Origin of the sequence: Clostridioides difficile ATCC 9689 = DSM 1296 (assembly GCF_001077535.1) — a bacterium.
GTDB lineage: Bacteria > Bacillota > Clostridia > Peptostreptococcales > Peptostreptococcaceae > Clostridioides > Clostridioides difficile.
On record NZ_CP011968.1, the window covers coordinates 861,852 to 874,146 of the forward strand.

General features: G+C 29.5%; 8 protein-coding genes. 7 read left to right on the plus strand and 1 reads right to left on the minus strand.

The genetic code is table 11. The annotated features are described in order from the left end of the window. The first annotated feature begins 81 nt into the window (after nucleotides 1-81). The 4 genes from CDIF1296T_RS04395 to CDIF1296T_RS04410 all read left to right on the plus strand — a co-directional run bounded on the left by CDIF1296T_RS04395 (nucleotide 82) and on the right by CDIF1296T_RS04410 (nucleotide 5,245). Entirely contained in the window at nucleotides 82-660 is a 579-nt protein-coding gene (locus tag CDIF1296T_RS04395; protein ID WP_003436878.1) for an HD domain-containing protein, read from the plus strand. A 33-nt stretch (nucleotides 661-693) separates the two neighbouring features. Beyond that, nucleotides 694-1,170 (plus strand): NUDIX hydrolase, encoded by a 477-nt coding sequence (locus CDIF1296T_RS04400; protein WP_003436879.1) that lies wholly within the window; start codon nucleotides 694-696, stop codon nucleotides 1,168-1,170. Nucleotides 1,171-1,687: 517 nt separating this feature from the next. Beyond that, nucleotides 1,688-2,509 carry a nitroreductase family protein gene (locus CDIF1296T_RS04405; RefSeq protein ID WP_009895755.1) on the plus strand — a complete coding sequence of 274 codons (822 nt, stop codon included), beginning with the start codon at nucleotides 1,688-1,690 and terminating at the stop codon, nucleotides 2,507-2,509. Between the two features lie 222 nt (nucleotides 2,510-2,731). Beyond that, nucleotides 2,732-5,245, plus strand: coding sequence for a diguanylate cyclase domain-containing protein (locus CDIF1296T_RS04410; RefSeq protein ID WP_021368491.1), 2,514 nt, complete (start codon nucleotides 2,732-2,734; stop codon nucleotides 5,243-5,245). A 203-nt stretch (nucleotides 5,246-5,448) separates the two neighbouring features. On the opposite strand, the gene CDIF1296T_RS04415 is transcribed toward CDIF1296T_RS04410, so the two are convergent. Further along, nucleotides 5,449-6,900, minus strand: coding sequence for an aminoacyl-histidine dipeptidase (locus CDIF1296T_RS04415; RefSeq protein ID WP_009895759.1), 1,452 nt, complete (start codon nucleotides 6,898-6,900; stop codon nucleotides 5,449-5,451). A 318-nt stretch (nucleotides 6,901-7,218) separates the two neighbouring features. On the opposite strand from CDIF1296T_RS04415, the gene CDIF1296T_RS04420 reads away from it, so the two are divergent. The 3 genes from CDIF1296T_RS04420 to argS all read left to right on the plus strand — a co-directional run bounded on the left by CDIF1296T_RS04420 (nucleotide 7,219) and on the right by argS (nucleotide 12,188). Continuing rightward, nucleotides 7,219-9,597 (plus strand): endonuclease MutS2, encoded by a 2,379-nt coding sequence (locus CDIF1296T_RS04420; protein WP_009895762.1) that lies wholly within the window; start codon nucleotides 7,219-7,221, stop codon nucleotides 9,595-9,597. A 65-nt stretch (nucleotides 9,598-9,662) separates the two neighbouring features. Next, nucleotides 9,663-10,076 carry a 2-thiouracil desulfurase family protein gene (locus tag CDIF1296T_RS04425; protein WP_003436884.1) on the plus strand — a complete coding sequence of 138 codons (414 nt, stop codon included), beginning with the start codon at nucleotides 9,663-9,665 and terminating at the stop codon, nucleotides 10,074-10,076. Between the two features lie 411 nt (nucleotides 10,077-10,487). Further along, the gene (gene argS / locus CDIF1296T_RS04430) at nucleotides 10,488-12,188 is read left to right on the plus strand and encodes an arginine--tRNA ligase (RefSeq protein WP_003436885.1); all 1,701 of its coding nucleotides are present in this window, start codon (nucleotides 10,488-10,490) and stop codon (nucleotides 12,186-12,188) included. Nucleotides 12,189-12,295: the final 107 nt, after the last annotated feature.

Sequence of the window (12,295 nt, forward strand, 5' to 3'; positions counted from 1 at the left end):
GAATATATATAAAAACTTGAATTTATGTGTATTAATATATAAAAATATCATATATGTGAAAAAACAGGGGGATTGGTGAAAATGAGAGAAGAAGCTTTAGAAATTTTATTTAAGTATTTAGAAACTGATAGAATGAGAAAACATTGTTATGCTGTTGAAGCTGTTATGAGAGAATTAGCCAAAAGACTAGAGCCAGAAAAAGAAGAAGAGTGGGCAGTGGCAGGTCTTTTACATGATTTGGATTCAGATATAGTTGGAAGAAAGCCAGGAGAAATATGTGAAGGACATGCTACAACAACAGTAGAACTGCTTAAAAAAGAAAACTTCGGTGACGAAGAAATGTATAGAGCAATACTTGGTCATCATGATGGAATGGGAGTTACAAGAACTAGCCTAATGGAAAAAGCAATATATGCAGCAGACCCTATAACTGGGTTTATAACTGCTATAGCTTTAGTTTATCCAGATAAAAAACTTACCAGTGTAAAGACTAAGTCTGTTATTAAAAGAATGAAAGAAACGAGATTTGCTTCAAATGTAAATAGAGATGCAATGAGAAGTATAGAAGATATAGGGATTCCATTTGATGAATTTGCAGAGCTTTCTCTTAATGCAATGAAGAATATAAGTGATGTGCTTGAAAGTGCTGAAAATAATTAGTTGAGAATATAAAGAGAAAGCAAGGCGAGATACATGAAACTTACAACTATTTGTTATATAGAAAAAGATGACAAGACTTTGATGTTGTACAGAAATAAAAAGAAAGATGATATACATGAAGGTAAGTATGTAGGAGTTGGAGGAAAGTTTGAACAAGGAGAGACCCCAGAAGAATGTGTAATTAGAGAAGTAAAAGAAGAGACTGGTCTTACTCTTAAATCATTGTCATATAAAGGGTTGATAACTTTTCCAAAATTTAAAGATGAAGAAGATTGGTATATGTTTTTGTATTTCTCAGATGAGTTTGAAGGTGAATTATCTGAAAAAGATTTAAATGATTGTAAAGAAGGAAATTTAATTTGGGTTGATAATGATAAAATATTCGATTTAAATATGTGGGAAGGTGACAGGCTGTTCTTAAATTGGGCTAAGACTGGAAATATCTTTAGTGCAAAGATTGTATATGATAATGGGAAACTAAAAGATTATAATGTAAGTTTCTTAGATTAATTAAGATATAGTTTTTAGATTAATTAAAATGTAGTTTAATGATATATTTTAAGAATATAATTTAAAGATATTACTTAAAAATGTAATTTAAAGTTACATCAAATTAAAATGTAACTTACAGGTTATAGCAAATTAAATTTATTGACTAATATTAAGATAAACAATAGTAGTTGGGAAAAGGGGCTATCTCAGTGCATAAAGATAGCCTTTTTTTAGTCTGTCTACTTGACAGGGACATATCCAAAATAGAGGTAAGCCTTTTTTATTGTTGAAATGATAAATATCCACTTGATTTCATACAATAAAGAATATCTAATTAACTAAAAAGTTCACTTTTAGACATCTACTTCTTTTATCTTTTACTTTGAATAAGTTCTAATTTAAGTTCCAATTTATGTATATTTTTCTCCATTAAAGTGTAGTTAAGGCTAGTATATTGTTAAAAAAATAAAAATTGACTTAGACAACTATTTGTTTTATACTAAAGTAAATTTTTTAAAAGGAGGAATAATTTGGAATGATAGACATAAATTTAGAAAAATGTGTAGGCTGTGGTATGTGTGAATCAGACTGTCTTGTAAATGCAATAAAAGTTAAGGATGATAAAGCAAAGGTTAAAAATATTCTCTGTATTAACTGTGGTCACTGTATGGCAATTTGCCCAACAGATGCAATAGAAATGCAAGGATTTGATAAAAATGAAGTAATAGAATACAATCGTGAAAGTTTTGAATTAGAACCCGAAAAGTTATTGAATTTTATTAAATTTAGAAGAAGTATAAGACAATATAAAGATATAGAGGTAGAAGAAGAAAAAATAAAAAACATAGTGGAAGCTGGTAGATACACACCAACAGGTGGTAATAGACAGCCTATAAGATACATATTAGTAAAAGAAAAGCTAAAAGAAGTGAAAGAACTGGCAATACAAGGTCTTTATAATTTGGCATTAGATACTGATGACAATGACCCTGTACGTTCTATCTATAAAAATACATTTAAGAAAATGTACAAAAGATATAAAGAGAACGGAAATGATTCTTTATTTTATGATGCCCCACTACTTATGGTAGTTGTAGGAGATATGTCTCTAGGTGGAAGTGCTTATGTAGATGGAGGACTGGCTGCATCTAATATGGAACTTATGGCCTATTCTCAAGGATTAGGAATTTGTTATAATGGATTTTTTGTTATGGCATCAAATGTAGAGCCAAAGATAAAAGAACTGTTAGGAATGAGCGAGAACGAAGCTGTTATCACTTCATTTATATTGGGTTATCCAGATGTGAAATATAAAAGAACTGTAAATAGAAACACTGCTAAATTTGAGGTGAGATAGAACTTAAACTTCACTACAACTTGTAAAATTATGGGATATAGAGTAGGTATTTAGCAGGGTAAATTTGTTGTAATAGACATATAAATGAGTTATAATTTAAATATATTGTATATATTAAGGATATTTAAATTTCTAAGTAGATTTATATATCCTTTTATATACTAATCTATTTTTACATGTCTACAAGTTTATGCAGTAATTTATACTGTAAATCTTAACTATATGGAGGATTGTGTAGTGAATTTAAAAAAATTACTTTTATTAATTATTGTAATTACATCTATATTCACTTCTTGCATATTTTCTTTTGGTATCAACGCTATAGGTAATGATAATCGTACCATTCGTGTTGCTTATCCTATTCAAAAAGGTTTAACTGAAATAGATGAGCAAGGTAACTATTTTGGGTATACATATGAATATTTACTAGAAATTGCACAGTATACTGGATGGAATTATGAATTTGTTCAAGTTCCTGGAGATATAAATGAATCTATTACAAAATTAATGAAGATGTTAGAAAATGGTGAAATTGATATAATGGGAGGTATGTTATACAATGAGCCAATGCAAAAAATATATAATTATGCAGGGAATAATTATGGAGTAGCAAATACAGTACTACAAGCATTATATGAAAATACAGATATTGATAACATAATGAGTTCACAAGATGTGAAAAAAATCCGTATTGCTGTAATAGAAAATTCTGATACTAGGCTTAAAGAGTTAGATGAGTATTGTAAGATGAATCTTATGTCACCTGAATTGGTATATTGTAAAACAAATGATGAGCAACTAGAAGCACTAAAGAGTGGTAAAGCAGATGTACTTCTTAATGTGAGTATGAACCCACTAGAAGGTGTACGTACTGTAGCAAAATTTTCATCAAAACCATTTTATTTCATTACTCCTAAAGGTAGTACAAATTTAACTCAAAAGCTTAACTCAGCAATTAATAATATTGAACAGAAAGACCCATATTTTTCAACTACTTTATATGAAAAATACTTTACACCAGAGAACAATCAAATGTTTTTATCTGATGAAGAAACTGATTACATTAAAGAGACAGAAAAATTAAAAGTAGGAGTACTTTTAAACAAACCACCATTTCAAAATATAGATAAAGATACAGGTGAATTAAGAGGTATATCAATTGATTTGTTAAATCATATATGTGATAAAACAGGCTTAGAATTTGAACTTGTGCCTGTAAAATCTCAAGAAGATTTAGAAAACATGACTAAAAAGCGTGAAATTGATATTGTAGCAGGAATGATTTATGATTATGAATACTCTCGTGAACATAATATAGTTATGTCTCGGCCTTTTCTTTCTACTCAATATACTATGATGATTAATAATAAATTAAATGAGAATAGTTTAGATGGAAAACGTGTAGCTCTAGCCAAAGGTATTAATTATTATGGTCAGTTTGAAGAGAATATAGTTTGGTATGATAATTTAGAAGAGTGTATAGAAGCTGTTAATAAAGGCTATGCAGATTACACTTATGGCGAAGGTTATTCTATGCAGTACTATATGAATCAACCTAAGTATAAAAATGTGCGTCTAGTTCCTCAAACTTATAAAGCAAAGAGTATTTGTTTTGGTATAATTAAAAAAGATAAACAAGAATTATTGAATATATTTAATAAAGCTATTATAAGTATTTCATCAGAAAAAATGCAATCAATTGTCTACCAAAATACTACATATAGACAAGACTTCTCGTTGCTTTATATTATGCAACAGAATCCAATTGAGACTATTTTTATTGTAGCCAGTTTATTAATTTGTATTATTGGATTTATGGCATTTGGTTTGCATACTCGTACAAGTATGAACGAGAAGATATCTTTAGAACTCAAAAAACATACTCAGTTGTATGAAATGACAAGTGAATACTTTTTTGAGTATGATTATAAGCAAGATAAATTGATAATTTCTATGCCAGAAAAGGGTATTGAGACTTATTATGGTTTGGATAAAAATGATAAGGAAAGTGAAAATGGCAATATAGAAAATGAAAGAGATAAAATAAGGAAAGAATATAATAAAAAGTTTTTTGATGTAATAAAATCACAAGAAAATGGAACAACTGAAATGTATTCTATTATGCTTGATGATACTTTTCATTGGATTAGAGTTACTTCAAAAATAATTTATAATGATAGAAAAATACCAATGTATGTAATCGGGAAAATATGTAATATTGATTCTGAAAAAGAGGAAAAGAATAGATTGTTAGATAAGGCTCAAAGGGATAGTTTAACCAATATTTATAATGCAGCATATATTAGAAAATTAACTGCACAAAATTTGTTGAATTTATCAACTGAAAAAAATGGTGCTTTATTGATTATAGATATTGATTATTTTAAGTCGATTAATGATACTTATGGTCACTTGTTAGGAGATAAAGTACTTATTGATGTTGCAAAGGTACTTGATGAAAGTTTTGCAAAAAATGATATAGTAGGTCGTTTGGGTGGAGATGAATTTAGTGTTTATATCAATGATATAATAAATAAGGAAGAACTTATTAATAAATGTAATGATGTATACAATCATATTCATCTCATTAAGTTGCCAAATGGAGAAAGTTTATCTATTAGTATGGGGGTAGTTATAGCAAAGCCTGGTCAAGAGTATGATGAACTGTATCAAATAGCAGATAATGCTCTTTATGATTCTAAGAGACAAGGAAGAAATAGATTTAAAATAGTATAAGAATTAATTTTAAAACAGAATAAAGCTTAATAATATTTAAATTACAATAAAGCCTAATGATACATGTTATTATCTATCATTAGGCTTTATTTCTATAAGTTAATATTGAAAGTAAATATTATACTAACAGTAGTATTAATTTACAGAGTTAATTTTATATAGATTACTTAAAATTAAAATCTACTTAGAATCAAAACTTAAATTTAATATTGGTTCATAGATTTTAATATTTCAATAACATAATCCCAAACATTAGCTACAGAAGGGATACTAACATGTTCATTTGGAGTATGAACATCAAACATATCTGGTCCTATAGAGATAGCTTCAGCATGAGGAAGTTTATCAAGTAATAATCCACACTCAAGACCAGCATGTAGAGCCATAACAGTAGGAACTTTACCAGTTAATTTCTCATAAGTTTCACTGCATATTTTTTCTAATTTTGAGCCTTTTTTAAATTCCCAAGCTGGGTATTGAGCTATAAGGTCGTAATTAGCACCTAAAGCTTGAGCCAAAAGTCTTATTCTATCAGCGATTTCATCTCTAATAGACATAACAGAACTTCTAACAGAAGTTAAAAATTCAATAGTAGATTCTTTAGTTTCAATTATAGCGAAGTTAGTAGAACTTTCAACTAATCCTTCTATATCAAGACTTACTGATTGAACTCCATGAGGAGTTAAGCAAGACATTTGAACAACTTTTTCTTTGCAATCTTTAGTAAGAACTTTGTCTACAGAAGTTTCAGCTACTGAGTAAGTCATGCCAGGGTCAGAAGTAGTAAACTCATGTTTAAATGCAGTTAAAATGTCATTTATTTGTTTTTTAGCAGATTCAACATCAGCTTTATTAACAGCTATTACACATTTAGCTTCACGAGGTATAGCATTGTGCTTAGTACCACCATCAACAGAAGCTAATTCATAATCAACATTCAATACACTTAATACTCTAGCTATTGCTTTGTTAGCATTTGCTCTTTGTAAAACAATTTCCATACCAGAGTGTCCACCTAATAGTCCAGTAACCTCAACTAATAATCCTTGTTTGTCACCTTCAACTTTTTTGTATTCAACAGGTAAACTAACAACACAAGTTTTACCACCAGCACAGCTAACTAATAAGTATCCTTCCTCCTCGGAGTCCATATTTAGGATATATTGACCTTTAATTAAGCTAGGGTCTAGTGCATCTGCACCATTCATACCATCTTCTTCATTAACAGTAACTAAAACTTCTAGTGCAGGATGCTCTAAAGTATTATCTTCTAATATAGCCATACCCATAGCAACAGCTATACCATTGTCAGCTCCTAGAGTAGTTCCAGTAGCATATATCATGTCACCATCAATTCTTAATTTTATAGGGTCTTTAAGAAAATCATGTTCAACATTCTTTTCTTTTTCGCAAACCATATCCATATGTCCTTGAAGAACTACACCTGGACAATTTTCATATCCTTTTGTAGCAGGCTTTCTTATTATTATGTTTAAGCTTTCATCCTGAATAGTTTCAAGACCTAAATTTTTACCAAAGCTAAGTAAAAAATCACTTATGCCTTTTTCATTTCCAGAACCTCTAGGAATTTGAGATATTTTCTCAAAGTTTTTAAAAACACTTTCTGGTTTTAATCCTTCTAATACGTTTCCCATGACTCATGTTCCTCCTTAATTTATCTATATAAGTAGCTATTTTTTTTTATAAGCTAAAATAAACTCCTTTAAAAATATTAAAGAAGATTTTTTAACAGATTATATTACAAATAAAGCATGTTTATGTATAATATATAGATAGCTACATACATAGTATAATACAAAATATGTGTAAAATATATCTAAAAGAGAAAAAATATAATAATTTTAGAAATGAAAAAGAAATAAAACTTGCAGTTTTTATTGGAAATGCTTGAAAACATACATTTTTAAAATTAAATAAAAAAGTTAAAATATCGAGGATGGTGAATATAGAAAATGAATGAGAAATCGTTAAGAGTTCTAGAATACAATAAAATAATAGATTTGTTAAAGAAGAAAGCCTCATCTTCTTTAGGTCTAAAATATATAGAAAATTTAGTACCAAATACTGATTTTGTAGAAGTGAAATCTATGCTAGAAGAAACTAGTGAAGCTCAATCAATTATTATAAAGAGAGGTTCAGTAGGGTTGGAAGGTATTCATGATATAGAAGATAAGGTAAAGAGAGCTTATATAGGTGCTTCTCTTGACCCAGGAAGTCTGATTATGATAGCAGATACCTTAAGAGTGGCTAGAAGATTAAGAAATAGCTTATCTAGTAGTGATGAAGAAGATTTTAATTATCCAATAATACAATCTCTATCAAATTCTCTATATGTATACAAGGACATAGAAGACCAGATATACAATGCTATAATTAGTGAAGTAGAAATATCTGACAATGCTTCAAGTACACTTAGAGATATCAGAAGAAGAATAGCCCAAAAAAATCAATCCATTAGGTCAAAATTAAATTCAATAATAAGTTCAACTACTTATCAAAAGTACTTACAAGATGCAATAATTTCTCTAAGAGGTGATAGATTTGTAGTACCTGTAAAATCTGAATATAGGTCGCAAGTAGCTGGTATAGTGCATGACCAGTCATCTTCTGGTGCGACACTTTTTATAGAGCCAATGACTATAGTAGAGATGAACAATGAATTGAGACAGTTAAAACTAGGTGAGCAAGAAGAAATAGAAAGAATTTTATCAGAGCTTTCTGCTATGGTTGGAGAAGTTAGTGAAGACTTAATTTCTAATCAAGAGATACTTGGAAGATTGGACTTTGCATTTTCAAAGGGAAAACTTTCTATACAGATGAGAGGAATAGAACCAACTTTAAATGAGGATAAATATTTAAACATAAAAAATGGAAGACATCCACTGCTGGATAAAAAGAAGGTAGTAGCAAATACAATTTATTTAGGAAGAGACTTCCATACATTGGTGATAACAGGTCCAAACACAGGTGGTAAGACTGTTACAATAAAAACTGTAGGTCTATTTGCACTTATGACACAAAGTGGACTTCATATACCTGCTGATTATGGAAGTAGTATGTGTGTATATGATAATGTATTTGCAGATATAGGAGATGAGCAGAGTATTGAACAGAGTCTATCAACATTTTCATCTCATATGACGAATATAGTATCTATATTACAAAACGTAACAGCAGACTCTTTAGTTATATTTGACGAGTTAGGAGCGGGAACAGACCCTGTTGAAGGAGCTGCCCTTGCAATAGCAGTATTAGAAGATATAAATTCTGTAGGAGCTAAATGTATAGCTACCACTCACTATAGTGAGCTTAAAAATTATGCTCTTACTAAACCAGGTGTAGAAAATGCAGCAGTTGAATTTGATATAGAAACTTTAAGCCCAACATATAAGTTACTTATAGGTGTTCCCGGAAAATCAAATGCGTTTGAGATTTCTAGAAAACTTGGGCTAAGTGATTATGTGATTTCACGTGCTAAAGAATATATAAATACAGAAAACATAGCTTTAGAAGATGTGTTACAGAATGTTGAAAAGAATAGAATCAAAGCAGTAGAAGATAGAGAAGAAGCTGAAAGATTAAAAGAAGAGATTGAAAAACTGAAAGTAGAGTATGACGAAAAGCTTGAAAAATTGGTCAGTCAAAGAGATAAGATGATTGAAAAAGCTAAATCAGAAGCATTTTCAATTATAAGACAAGCTAAAGAAGAAGTAGATATTATAATAAAAGAACTTAGAAGTCTTGAACAAGAAAGAGCTTCAAAAGAAAAGAATCGTAAGATAGAAGAACTTAGAAAAGAATTGACCAGCTCTATGGGAAGTCTTCAGCCAACAGTAAAAAGTATGATAGTTCCAAAGGTATCAAATAAGGAGATAAAAGACTTAAAGCCAGGTGAAGAAGTTAAGGTAATAACTTTAAATCAAAATGGTAGTGTAGTTTCAGTAGATAAAAAGAGAAAAGAAGCAGTAGTGCAAATTGGTATAATGAAGATGACTCTACCTTTTAAGTCTTTACAAAAAACACGCAAAGATGTTTCAACAAATGTAACTAAATCAACGAGAAACATTATAAGGTCAAAATCTGGTAGTGTAAAAAATGAAGTTGACCTTAGAGGGTTAAACCTAGAAGAAGCTATAATGGAAGTAGAAAAGTATCTTGATGATGCATATGTGGCAGGTTTAGAGTCTGTAACAGTAATACATGGAATAGGTACAGGAGTATTAAAAGCAGGGCTACAAGACATTTTAAGAAGAAATAGACATGTAAAATCACAAAGAGGTGGTCAATATGGAGAAGGTGGAGCAGGAGTAACAATTGTTAAATTAAAATAATTTGTATAAGAATACATTAGTAATTTGTATGAGAATATATATAATTTGTATAGGAGCACATTTTTATGATATTGGTATCTGCATGTTTAATAGGAATAAATTGTAAATATAGTGGCGATAATAATGATAATGAAAAAGTCAAGGAATATTTAAAAGGCAAAGAATTTACACTTGTATGCCCAGAGCAGTTAGGTGGTCTATCTACACCAAGACCACCTGCTGAGATAGTTGATGGAAAAGTAATTACTAAAGATAATAAGGATGTAACAGAAAACTTTGTAAGAGGGGCTAATGAAACTCTAAAAATAGCAAATTTATATGTATGTAGCGAAGCAATACTAAAAGAGGGTAGCCCCTCTTGTGGATGTAATCTAATATATGATGGTAGTTTTTCAGGTAAAAAGATACCAGGGAAAGGTATAACAGCAAGGCTATTAGAAGAAGAAGGAATAAAAGTTAAGAGTGAAAAAGATTTATAGAAAATAGATAAAAGAGTAAAAAAAGTATATAAAGCTGACATTGATGTATGAAAATAGATAAAAGATTAAAAAAACGTATATAAAGTTAACATTGATGTATGAAAATTAATAAAAGATTAAAAGAAAAGTATATAAAATTAGCATTGACGTATGAAAATAGATAAAAGATTAAAAAAAGTATATAAAGTCAACTGGATAGTACAAGAAACAATAAAATAGAAAAAAGTCTTATAAAAAATCAATAATAGTGTGATTAAAAACTGCAATTATAGTATTTTTAATATATACAGAAAACATAATTACTAAAGTGTTTTACACTGTAATGAAATACTTGAAAAAACACGAAATTTGATTTAACATAAAGAGATAAGCACAATATAAACCAGGAACAATGTAGAGAGGAGCAACAGAATGCAAGATTTTAAGGTGGCAATATCAAATTGCCTTAAAGAAAAAATAGAAGATTTATCGAAAGAAGAGATAGAGGCACTTATAGAAGTTCCACCAAATAAGGATATGGGGGACTATGCTTTTCCATGCTTTAAATTAGCCAAAGTGTTTAGAAAAGCTCCAAACATGATAGCAAGTGAATTGGCGGAAAGTATAGAACCAAGTGGAGAGATAACAAAAGTAATACAATTAGGCGGATATGTAAATTTCTTTGTAAATAAATCTCAATTAGCAGAAACTGTAATTAAAAAAGTTTTAGACGAAAAAGAAAATTACGGACATAGTGATTTTGGAAAAGATAAAACTGTAATAGTTGAATATTCTTCTCCAAATATAGCAAAACCTTTCCATATAGGGCACATAAGAACTACAGTTATAGGTAATGCTTTATATAAGATATATGATTCGCAAGGATACAAGACTATAAGAATAAATCATTTAGGTGACTATGGAACTCAGTTTGGTAAGTTAATAGTGGCCTTTAAAAAGTGGGGAGAAAAAGAAGTAGTAGAGTCTAATCCAATTCCAGAATTGCTAAAATTATACGTAAGATTCCATGATGAAGCTGAACAACACCCAGAAATGGAAGATGAAGCAAGAGCATGGTTTAATAAATTAGAAAATGGTGACGAAGAAGCACAAGAATTATGGCAATGGTTTAGAAATGAGAGTTTAAAAGAGTTTAACAGAGTTTATAAACTTTTAGATATAGAATTTGATTCTTTAGCAGGAGAGAGTTTTTATTCTGATAAAATGAACAGAGTTATCGAACTATTAGAAGAGAAAAATCTTTTAAAAGAGTCTAAAGGAGCAAGAATTGTTGATTTAGAAGAGTATAAAATGCCACCAGCACTTATTACTAAGAATGATGGTTCAACGTTATATATGACAAGAGATTTAGCTGCTGCAATATATAGAAAAGAAACTTATGATTTTGACAAGTGTATATATGTAGTTGGTTCTCAACAAAACTTACATTTCCAACAATGGTTTAAGGTAATTGAGCTTATGGGATATGATTGGGCAAAAGATTTAATTCATGTTGGATTTGGTATGGTTGCACTTGAAGAAGGTACTATGTCGACTAGAAAAGGAAGAGTAGTATTTTTAGAAGATGCTTTAAATCAAGCTATAGATAAAACTAAGGAAATTATACTAGCTAAAAACCCAAATGCTAAAAATGTGGATGAAATATCTAAGCAAGTAGGTGTTGGGGCAGTAGTATTCCAAGAGTTATCTAATAGTAGAATTAAAGACTATACCTTCTCTTGGGAAAGAACGCTTAGTTTTGATGGTGAGACTGGACCATATGTTCAGTATACACATGCTAGATGCTGTGCAGTTTTAAGAAAAGCAGAAGTAGAAGTGACTTCTGATATAGATTATAGTCTATTAGCTGATGAAGATAGTGCAGAAGTTCTTAGAGTTATAGAATCATTCAATAAGAATATTTTACTTGCTCTAAAGAAAAATGAGCCACATATAGTGACTAGATTTATGCTAGATTTAGCTCAAGCGTTTAATAAATTTTATCATGACAATCCAATTTTAGTAGAAAATTTGGAAATAAGAAAAGCAAGACTTGCATTAGTTTTAGCAACAAAACAAACTTTAGAAAATTCTCTGAAATTGTTGGGAATGCACGCTCCTGAAAGAATGTAGCATGATAAAATGTTGAAATAAAAAGAATAAAATTGAACTTAGTACGCAATTTGTATAACTGTAAAATATAGGGATGTCGAAAACTGATGCTTTACATATAAAAAAGT

Coding starts and splice junctions, on each gene's coding strand:
- CDIF1296T_RS04395 (WP_003436878.1), top strand. CDS start 82: ATGAGAGAAGAAGCTTTAGAAATTTTATTTAAGTATTTAGAAACTGAT.
- CDIF1296T_RS04400 (WP_003436879.1), top strand. CDS start 694: ATGAAACTTACAACTATTTGTTATATAGAAAAAGATGACAAGACTTTG.
- CDIF1296T_RS04405 (WP_009895755.1), top strand. CDS start 1,688: ATGATAGACATAAATTTAGAAAAATGTGTAGGCTGTGGTATGTGTGAA.
- CDIF1296T_RS04410 (WP_021368491.1), top strand. CDS start 2,732: ATGGAGGATTGTGTAGTGAATTTAAAAAAATTACTTTTATTAATTATT.
- CDIF1296T_RS04415 (WP_009895759.1), bottom strand. CDS start 6,900: ATGGGAAACGTATTAGAAGGATTAAAACCAGAAAGTGTTTTTAAAAAC.
- CDIF1296T_RS04420 (WP_009895762.1), top strand. CDS start 7,219: ATGAATGAGAAATCGTTAAGAGTTCTAGAATACAATAAAATAATAGAT.
- CDIF1296T_RS04425 (WP_003436884.1), top strand. CDS start 9,663: ATGATATTGGTATCTGCATGTTTAATAGGAATAAATTGTAAATATAGT.
- argS (WP_003436885.1), top strand. CDS start 10,488: ATGCAAGATTTTAAGGTGGCAATATCAAATTGCCTTAAAGAAAAAATA.